At 63.9% G+C, this 21,351-nt stretch carries 24 protein-coding genes, 1 tRNA gene and 1 pseudogene; 15 read left to right on the forward strand and 11 right to left on the reverse strand.

Annotated features, from left to right (window positions below; translation table 11 throughout):
- Positions 1-2: 2 nt before the first annotated feature.
- Positions 3-632: a uracil phosphoribosyltransferase gene (gene upp, locus OSH05_RS23625; RefSeq protein WP_104220434.1), complete on the reverse strand. Its 630-nt coding sequence runs from the start codon at positions 630-632 to the stop codon at positions 3-5.
- Between the two features lie 156 nt (positions 633-788).
- Here upp and OSH05_RS23630 point away from each other — a divergent pair, with 156 nt between their 5' ends.
- Together OSH05_RS23630 and OSH05_RS23635 are read left to right on the forward strand one after the other, a co-directional pair.
- Positions 789-1,766, forward strand: a complete 978-nt coding sequence (locus tag OSH05_RS23630) for an adenosine deaminase (protein WP_104220433.1) — start codon at positions 789-791, stop codon at positions 1,764-1,766.
- 9 nt (positions 1,767-1,775) lie between these two features.
- Complete coding sequence (locus tag OSH05_RS23635) at positions 1,776-2,678, forward strand: phosphate/phosphite/phosphonate ABC transporter substrate-binding protein (RefSeq protein WP_104220432.1); 903 nt, start codon at positions 1,776-1,778, stop codon at positions 2,676-2,678.
- Positions 2,679-2,686: 8 nt separating this feature from the next.
- Here the strand turns inward: OSH05_RS23635 and OSH05_RS23640 are convergent, their stop codons facing one another.
- On the reverse strand, positions 2,687-3,139 hold the full coding sequence (locus OSH05_RS23640; RefSeq protein WP_104220431.1) for a MarR family winged helix-turn-helix transcriptional regulator: 453 nt from the start codon (positions 3,137-3,139) through the stop codon (positions 2,687-2,689).
- A gap of 251 nt (positions 3,140-3,390) precedes the next feature.
- On the opposite strand from OSH05_RS23640, the gene typA reads away from it, so the two are divergent.
- The 4 genes from typA (at position 3,391) to OSH05_RS23660 (ending at position 6,974) form a co-directional block, all read left to right on the forward strand.
- Entirely contained in the window at positions 3,391-5,214 is a 1,824-nt protein-coding gene (gene typA / locus OSH05_RS23645) for a translational GTPase TypA (protein ID WP_104220430.1), read from the forward strand.
- A 121-nt stretch (positions 5,215-5,335) separates the two neighbouring features.
- On the forward strand, positions 5,336-5,848 hold the full coding sequence (locus OSH05_RS23650) for a GNAT family N-acetyltransferase (RefSeq protein ID WP_104220519.1): 513 nt from the start codon (positions 5,336-5,338) through the stop codon (positions 5,846-5,848).
- Between the two features lie 123 nt (positions 5,849-5,971).
- Positions 5,972-6,502, forward strand: coding sequence for an inorganic diphosphatase (gene ppa, locus OSH05_RS23655; RefSeq protein WP_104220429.1), 531 nt, complete (start codon positions 5,972-5,974; stop codon positions 6,500-6,502).
- 7 nt (positions 6,503-6,509) lie between these two features.
- On the forward strand, positions 6,510-6,974 hold the full coding sequence (locus tag OSH05_RS23660) for a DUF3828 domain-containing protein (protein WP_104220428.1): 465 nt from the start codon (positions 6,510-6,512) through the stop codon (positions 6,972-6,974).
- Positions 6,975-6,982: 8 nt separating this feature from the next.
- Here the strand turns inward: OSH05_RS23660 and OSH05_RS23665 are convergent, their stop codons facing one another.
- Both OSH05_RS23665 and OSH05_RS23670 read right to left on the reverse strand, forming a co-directional pair.
- Complete coding sequence (locus OSH05_RS23665; RefSeq protein WP_323181496.1) at positions 6,983-7,255, reverse strand: DUF167 family protein; 273 nt, start codon at positions 7,253-7,255, stop codon at positions 6,983-6,985.
- A gap of 44 nt (positions 7,256-7,299) precedes the next feature.
- Positions 7,300-7,590: a YggT family protein gene (locus OSH05_RS23670; RefSeq protein WP_104220426.1), complete on the reverse strand. Its 291-nt coding sequence runs from the start codon at positions 7,588-7,590 to the stop codon at positions 7,300-7,302.
- Positions 7,591-7,736: 146 nt separating this feature from the next.
- Here OSH05_RS23670 and OSH05_RS23675 point away from each other — a divergent pair.
- The 6 genes and pseudogenes from OSH05_RS23675 (at position 7,737) to msrA (ending at position 11,627) form a co-directional block, all read left to right on the forward strand.
- Positions 7,737-7,812: transfer RNA gene (locus tag OSH05_RS23675), tRNA-Ala, on the forward strand.
- Between the two features lie 241 nt (positions 7,813-8,053).
- The gene (locus tag OSH05_RS23680; protein ID WP_104220425.1) at positions 8,054-8,500 is read left to right on the forward strand and encodes a hypothetical protein; all 447 of its coding nucleotides are present in this window, start codon (positions 8,054-8,056) and stop codon (positions 8,498-8,500) included.
- Positions 8,501-8,874: 374 nt separating this feature from the next.
- Positions 8,875-9,090 (forward strand): annotated as a pseudogene (locus OSH05_RS23685) (pentapeptide MXKDX repeat protein); the annotation flags it as partial.
- Positions 9,091-9,239: 149 nt separating this feature from the next.
- Positions 9,240-10,100: a cytochrome b/b6 domain-containing protein gene (locus OSH05_RS23690; RefSeq protein WP_104220423.1), complete on the forward strand. Its 861-nt coding sequence runs from the start codon at positions 9,240-9,242 to the stop codon at positions 10,098-10,100.
- Entirely contained in the window at positions 10,097-10,873 is a 777-nt protein-coding gene (locus OSH05_RS23695) for a molybdopterin-binding protein (RefSeq protein WP_104220422.1), read from the forward strand. Before OSH05_RS23690 ends, OSH05_RS23695 begins: the two co-directional genes overlap by 4 nt.
- 43 nt (positions 10,874-10,916) lie before the next feature.
- Positions 10,917-11,627, forward strand: a complete 711-nt coding sequence (gene msrA / locus OSH05_RS23700) for a peptide-methionine (S)-S-oxide reductase MsrA (RefSeq protein WP_407660472.1) — start codon at positions 10,917-10,919, stop codon at positions 11,625-11,627.
- Between the two features lie 60 nt (positions 11,628-11,687).
- Here msrA and msrB read toward each other — a convergent pair whose 3' ends face one another.
- The 7 genes from msrB to OSH05_RS23735 all read right to left on the reverse strand — a co-directional run bounded on the left by msrB (position 11,688) and on the right by OSH05_RS23735 (position 17,149).
- Positions 11,688-12,176 carry a peptide-methionine (R)-S-oxide reductase MsrB gene (gene msrB, locus OSH05_RS23705; RefSeq protein ID WP_104220421.1) on the reverse strand — a complete coding sequence of 163 codons (489 nt, stop codon included), beginning with the start codon at positions 12,174-12,176 and terminating at the stop codon, positions 11,688-11,690.
- 101 nt (positions 12,177-12,277) lie between these two features.
- Entirely contained in the window at positions 12,278-12,604 is a 327-nt protein-coding gene (locus OSH05_RS23710; protein WP_104220420.1) for an NIPSNAP family protein, read from the reverse strand.
- Positions 12,605-12,693: 89 nt separating this feature from the next.
- On the reverse strand, positions 12,694-14,496 hold the full coding sequence (locus OSH05_RS23715; RefSeq protein WP_104220419.1) for an adenine deaminase: 1,803 nt from the start codon (positions 14,494-14,496) through the stop codon (positions 12,694-12,696).
- A gap of 83 nt (positions 14,497-14,579) precedes the next feature.
- Positions 14,580-15,209 (reverse strand): glutathione S-transferase family protein, encoded by a 630-nt coding sequence (locus tag OSH05_RS23720; protein ID WP_104220418.1) that lies wholly within the window; start codon positions 15,207-15,209, stop codon positions 14,580-14,582.
- On the reverse strand, positions 15,206-15,901 hold the full coding sequence (locus tag OSH05_RS23725; RefSeq protein ID WP_104220417.1) for a Rieske (2Fe-2S) protein: 696 nt from the start codon (positions 15,899-15,901) through the stop codon (positions 15,206-15,208). The genes OSH05_RS23720 and OSH05_RS23725 overlap by 4 nt, the downstream gene beginning before the upstream one ends.
- Before the next feature lie 43 nt (positions 15,902-15,944).
- Complete coding sequence (locus OSH05_RS23730; protein WP_104220416.1) at positions 15,945-16,187, reverse strand: carbohydrate kinase family protein; 243 nt, start codon at positions 16,185-16,187, stop codon at positions 15,945-15,947.
- On the reverse strand, positions 16,184-17,149 hold the full coding sequence (locus OSH05_RS23735; RefSeq protein WP_165801665.1) for a helix-turn-helix domain-containing protein: 966 nt from the start codon (positions 17,147-17,149) through the stop codon (positions 16,184-16,186). The genes OSH05_RS23730 and OSH05_RS23735 overlap by 4 nt, the downstream gene beginning before the upstream one ends.
- 257 nt (positions 17,150-17,406) lie before the next feature.
- Here OSH05_RS23735 and add point away from each other — a divergent pair, with 257 nt between their 5' ends.
- From add to OSH05_RS23750, 3 genes are all read left to right on the forward strand, one after another.
- A complete protein-coding gene (add, locus tag OSH05_RS23740) occupies positions 17,407-18,459 on the forward strand; it encodes an adenosine deaminase (RefSeq protein ID WP_165801664.1) in 1,053 nt (350 codons plus the stop codon).
- Positions 18,460-18,489: 30 nt separating this feature from the next.
- Entirely contained in the window at positions 18,490-19,611 is a 1,122-nt protein-coding gene (locus OSH05_RS23745) for a BMP family ABC transporter substrate-binding protein (RefSeq protein ID WP_104220413.1), read from the forward strand.
- Positions 19,612-19,785: 174 nt separating this feature from the next.
- A complete protein-coding gene (locus OSH05_RS23750; RefSeq protein WP_104220412.1) occupies positions 19,786-21,351 on the forward strand; it encodes an ABC transporter ATP-binding protein in 1,566 nt (521 codons plus the stop codon).

Consider the following 21,351-nt stretch of genomic DNA (forward strand, 5'->3'; position numbering starts at 1 on the left):
CATCACTTCGTCCCGTACATCCGGTCGCCGGCATCGCCGAGCCCCGGCACGATGTAGCCCTTGTCGTTCAGCTTGCGATCGATCGCTGCGGTGAACACAGGGATGTCCGGATGGGCGCCGTGGAACTTGTCGAGACCCTCGGGCGCGGTTAGCAGGCAGACGAAGCGTATGTCCTTGGCGCCGCGCTCCTTGAGACGGTCGACGGCTGCGATGGCGGAATTGGCGGTGGCCAGCATCGGGTCGACGACGATGGTGAGGCGTTCCTCCAGATCCTCGGGCGCCTTGAAGTAATATTCGACCGCCGTCAGGGTCTTGGGGTCGCGATAAAGACCGATATGAGCGACGCGGGCCGCCGGGACGAGGTCGAGCATACCCTCGAGCAGGCCGTTGCCGGCGCGCAGCACCGAGGCGAAGACCAGCTTCTTGCCGGCCAGCGTTGGCGTCTGCATCTCGGTCAGCGGCGTCTCGATCGTCGTCGTCGTCAGTTCGAGATCGCGCGTGACCTCGTAGCAGAGCAGCGTCGCGATCTCGCGCAGCAGCTGTCGAAAGCCCGCCGTCGAAGTGTGCTTGTCGCGCATGATGGTCAGCTTGTGCTGGACCAGCGGATGATTGATCACGGTTACGCTGTTCATCGTCGCCTCTTTTGCTTGTCGCCCTAGCCTAACGCTCCCGCGCCGCCGTGCAAATCGCACACCGTGCGCCGCACGCCTTGTCCCCTGCCGATCGCCCGGCTTGCTCCCTGCCGGACTCGAGGATTATGGTTCGCGCCCCGACCGGAGCCTCCTTCCATGACGACGACCCTCCCGAAAGTCGAGTTGCACTGCCATATCGAGGGCGCCGCACGGCCCGATCTCGTGCGCCGCGTCGCGGCTCGCCATGGCGTCAATCTCACCGGTCTCTTCGATGAGCGCGGCAATTATGTCTGGCACGATTTCACTTCGTTCATCCGCGCCTATGACATCGCCTCCAGCGTCTTCCGCACGCCTGAGGATTTCCGCGATCTCGCCTTCGACCATTTCACTGCGATCGCCGCCGAGGGCGCGATCTATGGCGAGGTGTTCATTTCCGCCGATCACGCCCTCGCCTCGGGCCTTCCCTATGCCGACTATGTCGCGGGGCTCGCTGCCGGTATCGAGGACGCGGAAGCTGCCAAGGGAATCGTCGGTCGGATGGTCGCGACCGGTGTCCGCCATCTGGGGCCGGACCGGGTGTTCGCCGCCGCGAAAACGGCCGTCGCCGAGCCGCATCCACTGGTAACCGGCTTCGGCGTGGCGGGTGATGAGCGCATGCACCATCCCCGCGATTTCATCGAAGCCTTCCGGATCGCCGGCGAAGCCGGGCTCGGCCTCACCGCCCATGCCGGCGAGTTGTGCGGCCCGGAAAGCGTCATCGCCGCGCTCGACAATCTCGATATTTCCCGGATCGGCCACGGCGTGCGCGCCATCGAGGATGCGGCGCTGGTCGAGCGCCTTGTGGACGAAGGCATCGTGCTTGAACTCTGCCCAGGCTCGAATGTCGCTCTCGGCCTCTATCCAAACCTTGACGTTCACCCCTTCCGTACCCTGATGGAGTCGGGCGTTGCCGTCACGGTGAGTTCAGACGATCCGCCTTATTTCGGCTCGTCCATCCGTGCCGAATATGATTGGTTGAACCGGCATCAGGGTCTCGGCGACGAGGATCTGCTGAAGATTGGCCGCACGGCGCTCGGTGCCGCCTTCGTGGATGACGCGACGCGTCAGCGCCTACTCGTGCGGCTGGACGCCTGAGGAGAAACTATGCGCCGGATCGCCCTCGCCCTCGGTCTCGCTCTCTTGTCGGTTCTGCCGGCCATTGCCAGCTGGCGTGACGACATCAAGGTCATCAAGGTCGGGTTCCTCGCCGGAGAAAATCCGGCCTATGAGGTCACGCGGATGGAACCGTTCCGCTCGCGGCTCCAATACGGGCTCGCCGTGCCAGTCGAATTGTTCCCGGCGCGCTCCTATCAGGCGTTAATCGAGGCCGAGGCCTCGGGCCGCATCCAATATGCGATCCTCTCCTCCCTCGCCTATGTCGCGCTGGATCAGGACTGCCACTGCGCCGAACCACTGGTCCAGCCGACTGCGGCCAATGGCGCGCGGGGCTTCCGCACCATGCTGATGGTGCGCGCCGACGGACCGATCGCCGATCTCGAAGGGGCGAAGGGTACGAGGCTCGCGATTGGCGCCAAGGATTCGATTTCGGGACGCATCGCGCCCTATTCGGGCCTGGCTGAACAGGGGATCGAGCCGGAGGGCTATTTCGCGCGCACCTTCGAGACGGAAAACGCGCTCTCAGCGTTGACGGCGCTTGTCGACGGCGAGGCCGACGTCTCCGTTGCCTGGTCGACGGCGAGCGATCCGGCGAGCGCCGAACCGGGCAGCGGACCGATTGCCGACCTTGCCGAACAGCGCGGCGGGTCCATGCCTGCGCTGAAGTCGATCTGGACCTCGGGCGTCATCCCCTTCGGCCCGCATGCGATCCGCACCGACCTGCCGCCAGAAGCACGCGCCGCGATTCTCGATACGCTGCTTTCGATGAAAAGCGCATGGCCGGACGCCTATGACGCGGCCGAACGCCAGTCTGGTGGCTTCGTCGCGGCAGACCCAGACCTCTACAGGCACTTCTCGAACCTGCTCGCCTCCGTCGCGCAGCCGCAGTGAGAGGCGCTTTAGGGGACCAGTTCCGGCGCGGTCAGGATATTGTCCTGCATCCGCAGCAAGGTCAGGCGCATCGTCTCGACCACATCCGGATCGATACCGCGCTCGGCATCTTCGCGTACGGACTTACCGATGGCGCGGATGCGGCGAACCATATTCGTCGCCGACGGCGTCAGGCGGATGAGCTTGGCACGCCGATCGGCCGGATCGGGAATGCGTTCCACGAGGCCTGCGTTTTCAAGCCGATCCAGGAATCCGACGAGGGTCATCGGCTCGACGCAGAGTTCGTCGGCCAAGGTAGACTGACGAAGGCCAGGGCGTCGGCTTACAAAGGCCAGCGTGCGCGCCTCCGCCACGGTGAGGCCAAGCCCGGCGTTCTCCAGCGCTCTTTCGAAGCGCCGACGAAGCAGCCGCGCCACGTCCACGAGCACGAAGCCGAGTGGATCCTCAATCGTTGCCGGCAAAGCTGACCCCTTTGTGCATATTATAAGTTTACCATAATATATCAAATGGAGGCATTGGTGGTCAAGCTATGCATGCTTGTAATATTGCGGCAGGAGGCGCCATGCTTGATTGACATACCGCAAATTCCCGGACGCAATATCGAATTGCAGCGATGAAGGTTGCCTTTTCAGGGCGTTTCAAGCATTTTGCGCCGCAAAATGGATAGGCAGAGCGGCCGTCCCCCCGGACCGTCGCCTTTTTGGATTCAATAATGTCGCTTCGCAACATCGCCATCATCGCGCACGTCGATCATGGGAAGACCACGCTGGTAGATAAGCTCCTGCAGCAGTCCGGCTCGTTCCGCGACAACCAGCGCGTCGCCGAACGCGTGATGGACTCGAACGACATCGAGAAAGAACGCGGCATCACCATTCTGGCCAAGGCGACCTCGATCGTCTGGAAGGATGTGCGCATCAACATCGTCGATACGCCTGGCCACGCCGATTTCGGCGGCGAGGTGGAGCGCATCCTGAACATGGTCGATGGCGTCATCGTGCTGGTCGACGCCGCGGAAGGCCCGATGCCGCAGACGAAATTCGTCGTCGGCAAGGCTCTCAAGGTGGGTCTGAAGCCGATCGTCGCGATCAACAAGGTCGACAAGCCCGACGCGCGCATCCAGGAAGTCGTCAACGAGGTGTTTGACCTCTTTGCCGCGCTCGACGCGACCGACGAGCAGCTCGACTTCCCGATCCTTTACGGCTCGGCCAAGCAGGGCTGGATGGGACGCAGCCCCGACGCCTCGCATGACGCCGGCATGGCGCCGCTGTTCGATCTCGTGCTGGAACATGTTCCCGAGCCGCCGGTCGAGGATGGTCCGTTCCGCATGCTCGGAACGCTGCTGGAAGCCAATCCCTATCTCGGCCGCCTGATCACGGGCCGCATCTCGTCGGGTTCGGTCAAGCCGACCCAGATGCTCAAGGTTCTGGCTGCCGACGGGTCAACCGTCGAGAATTTCCGCGTTTCAAAGATCCTCGCGTTCCGCGGCATCGAACGTCAGCCGATCGAGGAAGGCATCCAGGGTGATATCGTCGCGATTGCCGGCATGACCAAGGGTACGGTCGCCGACACGTTCTGCGATCCCTCCGTGACCGAGGCTATCAAGGCGCAGCCGATCGATCCGCCCACCGTGTCGATGACGTTCCTGGTCAACGACAGCCCGCTCGCCGGCACCGAGGGCGACAAGGTGACGAGCCGCATGATCCGCGACCGTCTGATGAAGGAAGCCGAAGGCAACGTCGCGCTCAAGATCGAGGAATCGGCCGGCAAGGACGCTTTCATCGTTTCGGGCCGCGGCGAATTGCTTCTGGCCATCCTGATCGAGAACATGCGCCGCGAAGGCTATGAACTCGGCGTCTCGCGTCCGCGCGTCGTCTTCCAGAAGGACGAGGCGGGCCAGATCCTCGAGCCGATCGAAGAAGTCATCATCGACGTCGACGAGGAGCATTCCGGCATCGTCGTGCAGAAGATGGCCGAGCGGAAGGCCGAGATGATCGAGATGCGCCCCTCCGGCGGCGATCGCCTGCGCCTGGTCTTCCACGCGCCGACCCGCGGCCTGATCGGCTACCAGGGCGAGCTGCTGACCGATACGCGCGGCACGGCCATCCTCAACCGTCTGTTCTACAAATATGCTCCCTACAAGGGCGAGATCGTCGGCCGCCGCAATGGCGTGATGATCGCGAATGAGTCCGGCGAAGCCGTGGCTTTCGCGCTCTGGAACCTCGAGGACCGCGGCCCGATGATGATCGAGCCCGGCTGGAAGGTCTATGAGGGCATGATCGTCGGCGAGCATACGCGCGATAACGACCTTGAAGTGAACGTCCTGAAGGGCAAGAAGCTCTCCAACGTGCGTTCGGCGAACAAGGACGAAGCCGTTCGCCTGACACCGCCGATCCGCATGACCCTGGAGCGTTCGCTGGCCTGGATCTCGGATGACGAGCTCGTCGAGGTGACGCCAAAGTCGGTGCGTCTGCGCAAGATGATTCTCGATCCGACCGATCGCAAGCGTGCGGATCGTTCGAGCAAGGCCACCGCCTGACAAGTTGGCGCGGCAGATTTCGATCGTAGTGTGACACGGTTGTCACGCGCCGTGCCGGCTCGTTTGCGACCCTCGACAAAGGCCCTTCCACCCTGTCGAAACCGGTCCTATCTTGCTCTTCATGAGCACGATGTCGATCGGCGTTCGCCGGGCTGAAATGAGCGATGCGGCCGCGATTACAGCGGTCCATGACGGTGCGTGGCGTCAGGCCTATGACGGCCTCATCCCGGCACGCGAGCTCAGCCGCATGATCACGCGGCGCGGCCCCGGATGGTGGGGCCGGGCCATTCGGCGCGGCACTGGCATTCTCGTCCTCGAAGTCGGCGGGACGATCGCCGGCTATGCCACCTACGGCCCGAACCGCGCGCGCAATCTCGTCCAGCGTGGCGAGGTCTACGAAATTTATCTGCGCCCCGAATATCAAGGCGTCGGCCTTGGCACGCGGCTGTTCCTCGCCGCGCGGCGCGAATTGCTGCGCCACGGCTTCGATTCGGCCGTCGTCTGGGCGCTTGCCGACAATGAGGGCGCCTGCCGCTTCTACAAGAACGCCGGTGGCCGAAAGGTGGCGCGCGGCAGCGAGCGTTTCGGCGACACCACGCTCGCCAAGGTCGCCTTCGCCTTCACCCGCGGCTGATCGCTGCCTTGCTGCGCTTTTCGCGCGGCGCATGATGCCGTCACGCAGTTCATTCTTGCTGTTGTCTTGGTCCCCGCTTAATAGCGTCGGCTAGCTTTCCAAAGCGACACGAAGGACTTTCCCATGCGTATCGACGCTGTACCGATCGGCAAGAACCCGCCCCACGACATCAACGTCATCATCGAAGTGCCCGTCGGCGGCGAGCCGATCAAGTACGAGATGGATAAGGAAGCCGGGGCGCTCTACGTCGACCGATTCCTCTACACGCCGATGCGGTATCCGGGGAATTACGGCTTCGTCCCCCACACGCTCTGCGGCGACGGCGATCCCATCGACGTGCTGATCGCCAGCCAGCGCGCCATCATCCCGGGTGCGATCATGAATTGCCGTCCGGTTGGCGTTCTGCGCATGCGCGACGAGGGTGGCGAGGACGAGAAGATCCTCGCGGTCCCTTCGACGAAGCTCTCGCGCCGCTACGAGAAGGTCGAGTCCTACAAGGACCTGCCGGAGATCACGCTGCAGCAGATCGAGCACTTCTTCCAGCACTACAAGGACCTGGAAGCCGGCAAGTGGGTCGAGATAGCCGGTTGGGGCGGCCGCGACGAGGCCGAGCAGTTGATCATCGACGCGATCGAGCGCGCCAAGAAGGCCTGATGTCATCATGCACCTGTCGCGACGCCGCTTCCTCGCCGCCACAGCCATTGTGCTGGCGGCGGGCCCGCTCGCCGCGGCAGCGCCCTCGGCCCTGTCCTTCCTGGCCTCGATCTACGATTCTTACGGCCCGGGAAAATACGGCATTCCCCTCGACGACGAGGCAGCCTTGCGCCGCTGGTTCTCGCCTTCGCTGGCCGACCTGATCCAGAAGGATCGGGCTGCGGCGGCGGAGGTCGACGAGGTGCCGATGCTGGACGGCGACCCCTTCATCGACGCGCAGGACGGCGACATCACCGACCTGTCGCTCAAGGTCGACGATCTGGGCGACGGCAAAGCCATTGGTCACGTCGCCTTCCGCAATTCCGGCGATCCGCGATCGATCGAACTCAAGCTGGTCGAGACGTCTGCAGGCTGGCGCATAGACGAGATCAATTGGGGCGACGCGACGCTTCGCGGTCTCTACACGCACTGACGAGGGCATCAGCCCGTGCGGGGAAGCCCGGCAACGGCTGCGGATAGGACATCGTCACCAACCTCGACGGAAAGCGTCTTGATCCGCGCCGTATCGCCGGTGACGATCCGCACCGAAGACCGCGCGACATCCAGCCAATCGGCGATGAGCCTCTCCAGCGCGCGATTGGCAGCCCCCTTGTCCGGGGGCGCGCTCACCCGCGCCAGCACGACGCAGCGTCCATCCGCCAGCGTTCCAACCCCATCGACACGGTCACGCCCACCCTTCGGTGTCAACCGCACATCGAGCCGCAAGGCTCCGCTAACGATCCGGTAGGGATTCGAAGTCAAAGCACGTTGGGGGCGATGTATATGATGATGATCTGCTGGATAAGGTAGATTCCGAGCAGCAGGATCATGGGCGATATGTCGATGGCGCCCAAGGACGGCATGATCCGCCGGATCGGCCGCAAAGCCGGCTCCGTGGTCTGATAGAGAAAGCTGCCGATCGCCGAGACGAGTTGGTTGCGCGGATTGACCACGCCGAAGGCGTACAGCCAGCTAAAGATGGCGCTCGCGATGACGACGTACCAGTAGATCTGGAGGGCGAGCATGATGACGTTGAGAATCGCGAGCATAGGGCTCCTGGCAGCATGCGTTTGCGGTTCGGCGCTTCCTCATGTAGCGACCGGCCGCCCGCCCCGCAACCCATGCGGCGATGGGTCAGCCCGACGCTTGACAGCCTCTCTCCCCACACCGTAAATGGCGCCCGTCGCAAGGCGATGGGGCTGTAGCTCAGATGGGAGAGCGCTGCAATCGCACTGCAGAGGTCAGGGGTTCGATTCCCCTCAGCTCCACCATTGCCTTCGACGACATCTGATCCTCCTATTTCCAGTGTCCGGACGAGACTGCGCAAGCTGCGTGGCTGAGGCTTGCTCTGATCCTAGCCCCTTCTGAAATCACGCAGCCCGGTTTGGTTTGCCGGGTGCGTGAGGACGCATAAGCCCGCGTGGCCGACGGATGGGACCTCTTAGCGCTAGAAAGAGCCGAGGCACCGCTGTAGCGGTAGGGACGCATCCGGTTGTCCGTCACGGCGATAAAATGGCGCTTCTGCTTTCCGTCCCTTCCGTCTTCGCCGTCCTCGCCTGTCACTGGCTGGGCCTTGTTCTGATCCGACCCGCCTTCGCGGCAAGCCTCCGCCGATTTGGCCCACGCGGGACCTGGGGTGAGGATCTGAGTCTTGCCGTCGTCATCGTCCTGCTCGTCGCCTGGCTTTTCGTGGATGTGGCGCTCTGCGCGGCCATCCTCATGGCGAGGGACGGATCGATCGGCTTCGACCAATCCTTCCTGTTTGCCGTCGCCAATTTCACGACGGTCGGCGCCAGCGCTCCCGGGGGTTCGGAATTCTGGGGCCTTGCCGGCCCTCTCGTCGCCATGTGTGGCATCTTCATCTTCGGCTGGACCACGAGCTTTCTCGTCGATTGCTCCCATGCCGTAAGAGAGTTCCGCCAAACCATCGGCCGTGGGCCCACGATCACGAAACGGTGAGGCTGTAACGAAACGCTCCGTCCTTCCGTAGTTACGATAGAGCCGGAAAAGCGGCCGACAATCGAAACACGGAGGCGGCCGCGTGAGCCCGAAACATGGCGATCTAATTTGCCGGCTTATTAAATTCGACACGAGCCCCTCCGCTCATCATGCGGAGCTATGCGCTCTTCGAACTGCCAGCGCCTGCAGGCAGCCGCACCGCAAGCGAGGCCCCGCCGTAACCAGAATCTGAGACGCGGGCCACCCGGCCCTCGACCGGGCGCTCGGGACGCAATCCGGCCCGAAGCCCCAAGCCTCGCCGCCCTTTCTACCCTTAGGGCGGCAACTGAAGCGCGGCCATACCGGCGCGCGATCCCCGACCAAGGAACCCAGCCATGAACACGCTTGTCCGAACCCTCGCTTTGCCCCTGTTCGCCTTCGCAATCGGCTCCGGCACGCTCCTCGCGCCCGCCTTTGCCGAGGACGCGATGAAGGCCGATCCCATGGCAGCCGATGCGATGAAGGCCGATTGCATGAAGAAGGCTGGCATGGAGACCGACGCCATGAAGAAAGATTCGATGATGAAGGCGTGCGACACCGACGCCATGAAGCCCGACGCTATGGCCCCCGATGCGATGGCGCCCGACGCCATGAAGCCCGATGCGATGGCGCCGGCCAAGTAGCGGCTGAGCCGCCGCTTGCAAAGGACCCGGCCACCCTCATCGGCCGGGTCCGCTCCCGCCAGGATCGGAAATCCGCGATGACGCCTTCAGCGACGCAACCTGCCAACGAGATCCCAATCCGCGGACGAACGCTGATCCGCCGGCATTCGCTGGCTGTGCGGATCACCCATTGGATCAACGTGCTCTGCATCAGCGTCCTGATCATGAGCGGCCTGCAGATCTTCAACGCCCATCCTGAACTCTATTGGGGCCAGTATGGCGCTGACGCCGACCCGTCCATTATATCGCTCGGCGCCGAGCGCGACGGCGAGACGGTCAAGGGCGTGACGCGGATCGGCGATCTCTCCTTCACCACAACCGGCGTTCTCGGTGCGTCCATCATCAACGGCGAACTGAGGCCGCGTGGCTTTCCAACCTGGGCCACCCTCCCCAGCTACCGGGACCTCGCAGAAGGCAGGCGCTGGCACTTCTTCTTTGCCTGGCTCTTCGTCATCAATGGCGTCGTCTACCTCCTCTATGGCTTCTTCGCCGGCCATTTCCGCCGCGATCTCGCGCCCAGGAAGAGCGAGCTCTCGCCTGGCCATATCGCCCACGAGGTGATCGAACATGCCCGCCTGCGCTTTCCGAAGGGCGAGGCTGCGCGCAACTATAATGTGCTGCAGAAGCTCGCTTATCTGGGCGTCATCTTCGTGCTGCTGCCGGCGATGGTCATGACGGGCCTCACGATGTCGCCGGGCATGGATGCGGCGCTGCCTTGGTTGGTCGATCTCTTCGGCGGACGTCAATCAGCGCGCACGATCCACTTCATCAGTGCCAGTCTGATCGTCGCCTTCATCCTCGTCCACCTCGCCATGGTCCTGCTCTCGGGCGTCTTCAACAATCTGCGCTCGATGATCACGGGCCGCTATGCAATTGACTCCGAAGGGAAATCGACATGAGCTCGATCCTCAACCGGCGCCGCTTCCTGATCGGCTCCGGCGTCGCCGCGAGCGCGGGGCTTCTTGCGGGCTGCGATATCCTTCCTGGCAACGACACCGTCGCTGATATCCTCGGCCTCGGTGAAAAGCTCACCATGGCCAGCCAGCGCTTCCTGCTTTCCGACCAGGCGCTCGCCCGCGAATTTACCGAGGCCGACCTCTCGCCGGTATTCAAGTCGAACGGGACCCATAAACCGGACAGTGACGAATACGATGCGCTGCTGGCGAATGGCTTCGCGGATTGGCGGCTCGAAGTCAGCGGCCTCGTCACGCAGCCGCTCAGTCTTTCGCTGGCCGATCTGAAGGCGATGCCCGCGCGCACCCAGATCACGCGGCATGATTGCGTCGAGGGCTGGAGCGCGATCGGCCAATGGACCGGCGTGCCGCTCGGACTCGTGCTGAAGGCCGCTGGCCTCAAGACGAATGCGCGCTATGTCGTGTTCCACTGTGCCGACGAATATGAGCAGACACTGGACGGCAGCGGCCAATATTACGAGAGCATCGACCTCGTCGACGCCTTCCATCCGCAGACGATCCTCGCCTACGGCATGAACGGGAAGGATCTGCCGGTCGAGAACGGCGCGCCGTTGCGTCTTCGGGTCGAACGCCAGCTTGGCTACAAGCAGGCCAAATATCTGATGAGGCTTGAGATCGTCGAAAGCTTCGCCAACTTCTACCGCGGCAAGGGCGGCTTCTGGGAAGACCGCGGCTATGAATGGTACGCAGGCGTCTGATCGTCAGAAATCAGAAGAGGATAGATTCATGTCTCTGAAATGGTTGGGCAATTCCGCGCACCGCATCGTGATGATCATCGGCGGCGTTGCACTTGTCGGCGCCGCCGTGAGCCTCTCCGGCATCGCTTCAGCCGAGGAAGGCGCGTTCGTCATTCCGCCGCCGAAGCTGGACGAAAACCGGACGACCGCCCGGGAGACGGCTGTACTGGCTGGCGGCTGCTTCTGGGGCGTCCAGGGCGTGTTCCAGCATGTGAAGGGCGTGGAAAATGCGGTTTCCGGCTATGCCGGCGGCGGCGCCTCGACCGCGAACTATGACACGGTGAGCGGCGGCGACACGGGACATGCCGAATCCGTCCAGGTGACCTTCGACCCGCGCATCGTGAGCTACGGGCAGATCCTGCAAGTGTATTTTTCGGTCGCTCACAATCCAACGCAGCTGAACTATCAGGGACCGGACCACGGCACCCAGTACCGCTCGGCCATTTTCTACGCAAATCCCGAACAGAAGAAGATCGCCGAAGCGTATGTCGCGCAGTTGGATCAGACCGGCATCTACAAGAACGCGATCGTAACAAAGATCAGTCCGCTCCAGGCGTTCTATCCGGCAGAGGGTTATCATCAGGATTTCCTGACTCTGAACCCGAACTATCCCTACATCGTCTTCAACGACCTGCCAAAGATTGCCAATCTGAAGACCGTCTTTCCGACGCTCTATCGCGAGAAGCCGGCGCTGGTTTCCGAAGCCAAGGGCTGAGTAGGCTCGATCGGATCGGGATCGAGGAAGGGCCGCCCATGCCGGGCGGCCCTTCGCCTTTCAGGCCGTCCCGACGACAAAGGTGAGCGCGACGCCATTCATGCAATAGCGCAGCCCCGTCGGCTCCGGTCCGTCATTGAAGACGTGTCCGAGGTGCCCGCCGCAGCGCCGGCAATGCACCTCGGTGCGGCTCATGCCGAACGAACGGTCGGTTGTCGTCCCGACAGCCCGATCGAGCGGCGCGTAGAAGCTCGGCCAGCCCGTACCGCTGTCGAACTTGGTTTTCGAGGAGAACAGCGGCAGATCACAGCCGGCACAATGGAAGGTGCCGGAGCGCTTTTCGTGATTGAGCGGGCTGGAGCCAGGCGACTCCGTCCCTTCCTGCCGCAACACATCATATTGGTCGGACGTCAGAATCTTCCGCCATTCGGCGTCGGTCTTCGTCACCTCGAAGGTCCCGGTCGCGGCGATGCCGGCGACCGGGTGGCGCAGAAACGCTGCGACGCCTAGCACGGCGCCGGAAAGCAGCATGATTCGTCTGGTGAGCATGAGGCGGCCCTCCTTCGGCCTTCGCCGGTTCGCGGCGTCAGGACTAGCTACGGAGGAAAGGACCGCTTCGTTACCGCGATCACCCGATCTTGATCGCCCTGCTATTTGACCGCCGAGAACGCCGTCGGCTGCAGCAGCGAATTAACGACGCCCGCGAGGATCGGACCGTTCTTCTCGCTGTCATGCTTCACGGCAAGCCATTCCGGATCGGCGATGAAGGTGTTCCATTTCGTCTCGCGCTCGGCCAGAGATTCCCAGGCGAGCATATAGGTGAGCGTCGCGCTCGAATCGCCGACGATCGTGGTCCAGAAGCCGGCCTGGCGGATGCCATGCTTTTCCCAGATCGCAAGCGTCTTGTTCTGGAAGCGGGCGATAAGATCGGGCAGGCGCCCCGGCAAGGTCGTGTAGACGCGAAGTTCGTAGATCACGGCAAATCCGGCTGTTCGAGTTGAAAGAAAAGTACTGCAAGAGAATGGCGGTAGTACCCCGTATTTGCAACGCCTCCACGCCCTGAAGGTCAGGCCGGCTCGAACAGGGTCTGGATCGCCATTTTGGGGACCAGCACCAGCCCCTTGTCGGTGATGCGGATTTCCGGGATCACCGAGAGTGGGATCAGGTTGAAGCCCATATAGGGAATGGTGCAGCCGGCCTCTTCCCAGGCCTTCTTCAAGACCTTCGATTCCTCAGCCACCTCGGTGACGCGCTTGTCGGAAAGGAGGCCCGCGATCGGCAGCGCGACTTTCGCCCGGACCTCGCCATGGGCAACGACGCAGACGCCGCCCTGCGTCGCGGCGATCGTGTCGAGCGCGAGCTGCATGTCGGCCTCATTGGTGCCGGCGATGATGATGTTGTGCGAATCGTGTCCGACCGAGGAGGCGACGGCGCCCTGCTTCAGGGCAAAGTTCGACAGCACGCCATGGGCGACATTGCCGGCCGACTTGCCATGCCGCTCGACGACGGTCACGAAGCAGAGGCCGTGGCGATCGAATAGCGTCTGCCAGTCATTGGCCGGCTGGATCGCGATCCGCTCATGGCCGAGCACGATGCCCGGCAATTCGGTGCGGATCGCATGGAGGATGCCGGGCGCCGCCGGCAGGTCCGGCGTCAGCTTGAGCGCCTTCGGCAGCTTGACCGTGTGATAGGCGGCTTCCGGATAGCGATAGCGTTCCGACAGCGCGGCATCGAGTAGCGGCGTGATCTTCTTGTTGTCGACGACGAGTTCGCCGCCATACCAGGTCGAGACCGGTTCGAGGTCGTCGGTCATCAGCACGAGGTCGGCGCGACGGCCGCCGCCCATGCCGCCGATCTCGCCGTCGCGGCCGAAACGCGTAGCGCCATGCAGCGAGCCCATCGACCAGGCCTGCTCCCGGCTCATGCCGGCCTTCACCGCCTCGCGTACGACCCAGTCGAGCCCGAACGCCATCAGATCATCGGCGTCGCGATCATCGGTGCACACCGCGATCCGCTTATGCGACGCGCCAAGCTCCGTGACGGTCTTGATCGCGAGCGGCAGTGAATGCCACGGCGTCGTGGGCGGACCGCCGCGCAGAAACAGCCAGATGCCGGCCTCCAGCATGTCGTCGGCGATCTCGCGGTCGATCGCCTCATGCGTGTCGGTGACGCCGCTCGCGGCATAGGCGGCGACGAATTCGCGGCCATAGACATGGCCCGAGACCGGACGACCGCGCTCCAGCGCGGCAGCGAGGATCGCATGGCTGCGCTCGTCGCCCATGGTGACCGGCACGAAATCCATCTTCTCGCCGAGCGCGACCGCCTCCGGCCATTTGTCGAAGAGCGCGGCGATCTTATCCGCCGTCAGATCGCCGCCAGCCGTCTCCAGTTCGGCCGAGGTCGCCGGAACCGTGGACGGCACGGTCAGGAAGATCGACAGCGGCGCCTCGCGCGCATCCTCCAGCATCGCCTCGACGCCGGCGACGTCCATGACGTTGCCGATCTCGTGGCTGTCGCAGAAGATCGTCGTGGTGCCGTTCAGGAGCGCGGCTTCCGCATAGGCGCAGGCCGTGACCATCGAGGATTCGATGTGGATGTGCGGATCGACCAACCCGGGCCCGACGATGCCGCCCTTGGCGTCATAATACGCCTTCGCCCCGCCTTTGTGCGTGCCCGCCGGCTTCACCGCGGCGATGCGCCCGCCGGCGACCCAGATCTCGCGATCCGTCAGGATGCGCTCGGAATAGGTCGAGAGCACTCGTGCATCGCGGATCACGAGATCGGGCGCGGCCCGACCAGAGGCCACGTCGGCGAGACGGCGCGTCATGGTGGAAAGCGGTGCGACGGAAAAGCGGGTGAGCTTGGACATGGGGACTCCGATAATGACGACGCTTAGGCTGGGATCACGACAGCGTTTCGAGAAGCAATATCGCAGCCGCCGTCTCCCTTCGCTCAATGATAATCCGGAATTCCCGGCATGGTGACGAAGCCGGGAATCGCCCGCACCCGGCGCATCCAGCGGCGAAGCGCTGGATATTCGTCATGGTCTATACCGAAATCGCGCGACAGCGCGATCGAGGGAAAGAGGGCGAGGTCGGCGAGCGTGGGCTCATCGCCGACGAACCATTTCGCCCCGGCCAATTCCCGCTTCGTCAGATGATCCTCCATGATTCGGAAGGCGGCACGCGCTGCCTTGTCGAGCGCGATCGGATCGCCAGGCGCTTCGAGCATATGATGGAGGCGCGCCGCCGTCGCGGCGGCAAGCTCACGCGCGGCGAAGATCAGCCACTGCGTGACGGCGGCGAAGGCGGCGGCCTGCTGCGGAAGCCAGGTTTCTACGGGATCATGGCGGAGGGCGACATAGGCGAGGATCGCCTCGGCCTCGTAGAGCACGAGGTCGCCGTCGACGAGGATCGGCAGCGCGCCGAGCGGATTCAGCCGGCGGTAGGCCGGCGACCGCTGCTCGCGCCCCGGATGGACATTGACGGGCACCTTCTCATAGGCGACGCCGAGCACGGAGAGCAGCAACCGCACCTTGTAGGCATCGGCGTCGAGTTCGTAGTCGTGCAGGATCAGGCTCATCGCATTGCCCTCGCCAGATGCGCCTCGGGCGTGAGCTCCGAGAGCGGGACAGACTCCAGTACAGCGCGGAGTTCCTCGGCCCATCCGGCGATTCCGACGGCGTCCGGCTCGCCCTCCGTCTGCACGACGTGCAGCGCAGTGCGCTCGGCCGTGAAGGGCTGGAGTTCGAGACGGACCGTGGAACCCTCGACTACCGTCGCGAAGCTGGTGGGTGACAGGATCTCGAACGGTCCGGCGATCCCCCCGCTAAATAGGGAAGCGATCGTTTCGGGCGAACGTTCGACGTAGAGACTGCGCACCGGCGTTCCCGCGAAATCGGACGGCGGCGGCACTGGTGCTTCGGCCGTCATTTCAGACCAGATCCAGAGGAGACCGCCGGCCTCGACGCTCGGATAGGTCGTGACTTTAATCGTGTCCGGCACTGCGAGGTCAGGATGGGCCGGGATGTAGCGGCACTGGCCGGCGGTGTCATATTGCCAGCCATGATAGAGGCAGGCGATGTGATCGCCCCGGACGAAGCCGAAGGAAAGGCGCATGCCGCGATGCGGACAGCGATCCTCCCAGGCGTGCGCGGCGCCGCTTTCGTCCCGCCAGATCACGATTTCCCTGTCGAACAGCCGCGTTCCCGCCGACGTGCCGGGCTCCAGCCCGTCGGCGATGGCGACCGCATACCAGCCGGCCTCGAAGCTCATCTCTGTACCGCCTTCTCTTCCAAAACCCTGCGGCCGACGCCGCTCATCCTCTCGAACCGGTCCGCTCGACCTCGAGCACCAGGCAATCGATCGGCCCCAGCGAGCAGGCCATCTCGAACATGTCGACCAGATCCGGCTCGCCCTCGACCTCGACCTCGATGCGCTCGGGCTCGATGCGCCGCGGCCTGGCCTCGATCGACAGCCTCGCCGCGCGATGGCGCATGAATTCCGCGAAGCTCTCCGGCACGAATGCGCCGACGAAAACCATGGTCGCCAATGCCCTCATGATGCCCGCGCATCGGCGAAGCCGGCGAGGCTCTGGCGGCGATATTCGCGCGGCGCCACGCCGTAGCGCGACTTGAAGGCACGGCGGAAATGCGCGTCGCTGGAAAAGCCGGAACGTAGCCCGATCTCGTTGACGGTGAGCGCCATGAGCTCGGCGCTTTCCAGCCCCTTGCGGCCTTGGTCCAGGCGTCGCTCGCGGATCCAGTCCGTGACCGACTGTCCGTCGCATTGGAATAGGTGATGCAAGTAGCGCACGGAGATGCCGTTAGCGCCGGCGATCCGCTCGGGATTGAGGCCGCTATCCGTCAATTCTCCGTCGATGAAGGATTTGACGGCGTTCAGCCGGCGGCGCTTTACGGCCGAACTGCGATTTTCCTGGCTCTCGGAAAGCAGCGCCACCAAAGCCCCGAGGCTCGCCGCCATCCCCTCGGCAAAGGCCTCCTTGGCGCGCTCCGACGGGATCGCATGGATATCGGGAACAGCGCGAGCGCTGCCCAGCAAGGCTGCCAGGATGCGATCACCGGATTCGATCCGCACGGCGCAGACATCCTCCAGGCAGGAGACATAGAGCCCGACGCGGCTCGATGGCACCTGGAGGAGCATGACGGCGCATTCCTCGTCCTGGATATATTCCAGCGGCGCCGTCGTCATGTGGAATGCGGCCTGTCCGGGCTCCAGCGTCACGCTGCGGCCGAACTGGGAAAATGTGCAGCGCCCGTCGAGTGGCACGGCGAGAACGAGCCGCCGCCGCTGGGCGCGGTGGATTTCCTGCGGCGTCTGCTCGGCGACGTAGCGCGGAGCCCGGAACAGCCGCATGCCGAGGCTGCCTATGTCCCAGAGCGAGAGGGACGCGCGAAAGCCGGCCCGATCGGAGGGCCGCACCGTCATCGGACTGCAGCTTTCCCACATGAGCTGCTGCCAGTCGGGATGATCCAGCAGGCGCTTCGTGCCGGGTGCGAGCATTCTGGGCGACTCCTGTGGAGGGATAACACCGCCTAACATTCAGGCATGTCTATCGTGTGAGCAAAGCGACTGCAATGCGGCGTCCGCGAACTGCGGCACGGCGACCGACCCTGCAGCGCAAGACGAACAGCGGCTGAGCGCAACGCCGCGAAGGAGCTTTGCGCGCCGCCTCATCCCACCGCTTGATCCGTGCCGATCGAGGGCTATCGACGCGGACGCTGGCCTGAAGATTGCTTCAAATGACGCAGGAGACCACCTTGGATATCGAGACCTTTGCCCGCCGGATCCCAAAGATCGAACTGCACCTTCACCTCGAAGGCGCGGTCCGGCCTGCCACATTCGTTGAACTGGCGCGGAAAAATCACGTCGACATCCCGCCGCATGGCGAGATTGCCGAGCTGTATCGCTACGACAATCTGCCGGATTTTCTGAAGATCTACGACCTCGTCAGCCGATCGATCCGCGACGCCGACGATTTTCACCGCGTCACCTATGAAATGCTGGAAAGCTGCGCCGACAGCGGCGCGCGCTATGTCGAGTTCTTCTTCTCCGCCCATGCGCACCAGGCCCATGGCGTCGCCTATCCGACGATGCTGACCGGCATTTTGGCGGCCATGCGCGATTTCGAGACGGATAGAGGCGTGCCGTCGCGCCTCATTCCAGCGCATAGCCGAGAACTCGGGCTGCAACGCGGCCTCGAATTCCTCGACATGGTGCTGGAACACAGAAGCGATGAAATAATAGGCATCGGCCTCGACTATAACGAAGCGCCGTTTCCACCGGCCCCGTTCCAGCCGCTCTTCGAGCGCGCCGCCGACGCCGGTCTGCGCCGGACGGCCCATGCGGGCGAGAGCGGCCCGGCCGAGAATGTGCGCGATTCCCTGGCCGTCCTCGGCGTCGACCGCATCGATCATGGCTATCACATCGTCGACGATGCCGAATTGGTGGCCGCCTGCGTCGAGCAAGGCACGTTCTTCACCTGCTGCCCGAGCACCACGACCGGGACCACCATCTGGCGCGATCTTTCGGCGCCCGATCACGCCATCAAGCAGATGATCGACGCCGGGCTCAACGTCACGATCAATTCCGACGACCCGCCGATGTTTCGGACCGATCTCGCCAACGAGTTTGTGCTTGTCGCGCGCGACATGAAACTCAGCCCGGAACAGCTGAAGACATGCGCGCTGACGTCGATCGACGCTTCGTGGCTTGACGACAGCGTCAAGCGCGACTGGCGCGCCGCCTGGACGGCGGAGATCGACGCCATGATTGCCGATCTCGATACGGCGCCGGAAGCGCTATCCGCCTGACAACGACAGAACCACGACAGAGGGACAATAATGATCGATCTGAAGAACCTGAACCGCCGCCATTTCATGGGGCTTGCCGGCATGACTGCCGCCGCCTCGATGATGCCATGGACGCTTCGCCAGGCCGCCGCCGCCGCGCCGCTGCCCGCCGTCAAGGAGGAGGAGGCGGTGATCGGCTTCGGCCATGTCGGCCCGATCTCGGACGAGGGCTGGACCTACAGCCATCACCAGGGCCTGCTCGCGGTGAAGGACGCCTTCCCGAAGGCCAAATATCTGGAAGTCGAGAACATCCCCTTCTCGGCCGACGTGACGCGCATCTATCGCCAGATGGTGTCCGATGGCGCCAACATGATCTTCTCGACGTCGAACTATGGCGACCTGCTCTATGAGGTCTCCGACCGTTCGCCCGATGTCGGCTGGTTCGAATGCGACGGCCGCCGCCCGGCCGACAATCTCTCGGGCTACTATATCCAGCACTGGTATCCGACCTATGTCGTCGGCGTCGCCGCCGGCCTGCTGTCCAAGACCGGCAAGCTCGGCTATGTCGCCTCCTTCCCGGTCCCTTCCGTCTTCTCCGGCACCAATGCCTTCCTGATGGGCGCGCGGTCTGTGAACCCGAACGCGACGCTGCAGGCGGTCGTGATCAATTCCTGGTTCGATCCGCAGGGCGCCAAGCAGGCCGGCACGGCGCTGATCGACAATGGCGCCGACTTCCTGTTCGGCATCATGGACGAGGCCGCCTATCTGCAGGTGGCCGAGGAGCGCGGCGTTTGGGCGGCGATGTGGAACACCGACATCCGCCGCTATGGCCCGAAATCCTATGTCTCGTCGATCGTGCTCGATTGGCGTGAATTCTATGTCGAGCAGGTCAAGAAGCGCCTCGCCGGCGAATGGGCGGGCGGCGAGGAGATCCTGCTGCCGATGGGCAAGGGCATCGACCGCGACGCCTGGGGCGAGAATGTCCCGGCCGATGTCGCCGCCAAGGCCGACGCGGTCCGCACCAAGATGCTGACGGAAGGCTGGAGCCCCTTTGTCGGCGAGATCAAGGACGCCGAAGGCACGGTCCGCGTTCCCGCCGGCCACAAGATGACCGAGCAGGAACTCTACAATTGGGACTGGTCGATCGAGGGCGTTTCGGGGCTCAAGGTCTGATCGGACTTCCAAAAACAAGCAAGGCCCTCACCCCAACCCTCTCCCGCTCGCGGGAGAGGGGGCGCCAACGATGAGCTTCGAGGCGTGTAAGACACGCAGTCGGAACTCCCTCGCCCGCTCGCGGGAGAGGGCTGGGGTGAGGACCTTGCTAGACACTGCCTCGACGATCGATCGATGAGTAGCCATCCCATGCCTGCTGACCACAAACCCCGCCCGATCATCTCCCTTCACGGCATCGGCAAGGTGTTCCCCGGCGTCGTCGCCAATGCCGATGTCGATTTCGACCTGGAGCCGGGCGAAATCCACGCTTTGCTCGGCGAGAATGGCGCTGGCAAGTCGACGCTTATGAACATTCTGACCGGGATTTACCGGCAGGATTCCGGCGAGATCCGCATGGATGGCACGTCGGTCCATTTCGCCTCGCCCGTCGAGGCGATCGCGGCGGGCATCGGCATGGTGCACCAGCATTTCAAGCTGGTCCGCGCCTTCACCGTCGCCGAAAACGTGCATCTGGGCTGGAAGGATACGCCGCGCCTCGCCACGAAATCCGCCCTCGAAGCGCGCACCCGCTCCTTGTCCGAGCGCTACGGACTCGTCGTCCGCCCAGACGCCCGGATCGACGAACTCTCGGCCGGCGAGCAGCAGCGCGTCGAAATCCTGCGCGTCCTCGCGCGGCAAGCCCGCGTCTTGATCTTGGACGAGCCGACCGCCGTGCTGACGCCGTCCGAGGCGCGCACGCTGTTCAGGGCGCTCAGGGCCTTCAAGGCGGCCGGCAACTCCGTCATCTTCATCTCGCACAAGCTCGACGAGGTGCTGGAGATCTCCGACCGCGTCACCGTGCTGCGCGGCGGCAGGAAGGTGCTGACGGAAAGAACCGAGAACTGCACCACGACCAAGCTGGCGCAATGGATGGTCGGCCGCGAGATGGTGCTGGGGGGCCTCCGCGAAGCGATCCGTCCGCATGCCGAGCCGGGTCGTATCGTCCTGGCGCTCGAAAAAGTCTCGGCCAGCGACGATCGCGGCCGCAAGGGACTGATCGAGGTCGACCTGCCAGTGCGCGCCGGCGAGATCCTTGGCATCGCCGGTGTCGCCGGCAACGGCCAGCGCGAGCTCTCGGAGATCCTGACCGGCATTCGCAAGCCCGATTCCGGCCATGTCCTGATCGAGGGCGTCAGGATCGCCAACCCATCTCCCGATTTCTTTCTCGACATCGGCGTCGGCCATATTCCCGAGGACCGCATCAAGAGCGGCATCGCGCCGTCACTGTCGATCAGCGACAATGCCGTGCTGCGCGCCTATGCCGAGCCGCCGATCGCGCATGGCATCCTCTTCTCGCCATCGGCCGCCGACCGACTGGCGACGGAGATCGCCGACGACGCGGAGGTCGTCATTCCTTCATTGCGCACGCCGATCCGCAATCTCTCCGGCGGCAATCAGCAGCGCCTCGTCGCGCGGCGCGAGATGCGCATCGCCAAGCTCGCCATCGTCGCGGCCTATCCGTCGCGCGGGCTCGATGTCGGCGCGATCTCGACGCTGCTCCACTATCTGATCGACTTGCGCAATTCCGGCGTCGCGGTCGTGCTGATCTCCGAGGAACTCTCCGAATTGTTCGATGTCACCGACCGCATCGCCGTCATGTTCAAGGGCCGCGTCATGGGCCTGTTCGAGACCAAGGACGCGGATCTCGAACGCGTCGGCCTCCTGATGGGCGGCCAGACCCAGACCGGCGAGGCGGCCTGA

It is taken from the genome of Kaistia algarum (genome assembly GCF_026343945.1).
In the GTDB taxonomy this organism is placed as follows: domain Bacteria; phylum Pseudomonadota; class Alphaproteobacteria; order Rhizobiales; family Kaistiaceae; genus Kaistia; species Kaistia algarum.